The following is a 537-nucleotide window of genomic DNA, read 5'->3' as shown; positions in this document are numbered from 1 at the left end:
GGCCGGCGCCCAGATGGTCCATCAGGGAATGATAGTTCTTACGAACGATGACAGACACATTATCGATACCGGCATTGACCATGCTGGACAGGGTAAAGTCGATCAAACGGTAACGGCCGCCGAACGGGATGGAGGCCATCGAGCGCTCCGCCACCAGTTCGGGAACAAGATTATCATAGGTGTTGGCGAAAATCACGCCAAGAGCGTTGACATTGCTTTTTACCATTGTTCCTCACCATCCTTTACATCGCTGAAAACCATTGCCTTGGGGCCGACAGTCGCGCCCTTACCGATCACGACGCCGGAACCTACGGTAGCCACATCACCGGGTTCGGCGATATTCAGGCCGCCCTCGGGCATTGCGCCTACGGTAGCGCCTTCTTCGATCGTGACATTCTCAGCCACGATGCAGTGCTTGACGCTGGCGCCGGCCTTAATGATCGTGCCGCCCATCACGACGGCAGCTTCTACCGTAGCACCCTTTTCGACGGTAACGCCGGGGAACAGGATGGAGTTGTTGACGGTACCATTGACTTT

The 537-nt window shown here is 56.1% G+C and carries 1 protein-coding gene and 1 pseudogene; both read right to left on the bottom strand.

Annotated features, from left to right (window positions below; all coding sequences use genetic code 11):
- A partial coding sequence (locus H6B10_RS15145) for a sugar phosphate nucleotidyltransferase (protein ID WP_243427423.1) occupies positions 1-226 on the bottom strand: 226 nt, incomplete at its 3' end.
- Positions 220-537, bottom strand: a pseudogene (glgC, locus tag H6B10_RS15140) (glucose-1-phosphate adenylyltransferase); the annotation flags it as partial. The gene H6B10_RS15145 and the pseudogene glgC, both read right to left, overlap by 7 nt.

Source organism: Gemmiger formicilis (genome assembly GCF_016901605.1).
In the GTDB taxonomy this organism is placed as follows: domain Bacteria; phylum Bacillota; class Clostridia; order Oscillospirales; family Ruminococcaceae; genus Gemmiger; species Gemmiger formicilis_B.
This window is presented reverse-complemented; position numbering and strand designations above follow the sequence as displayed.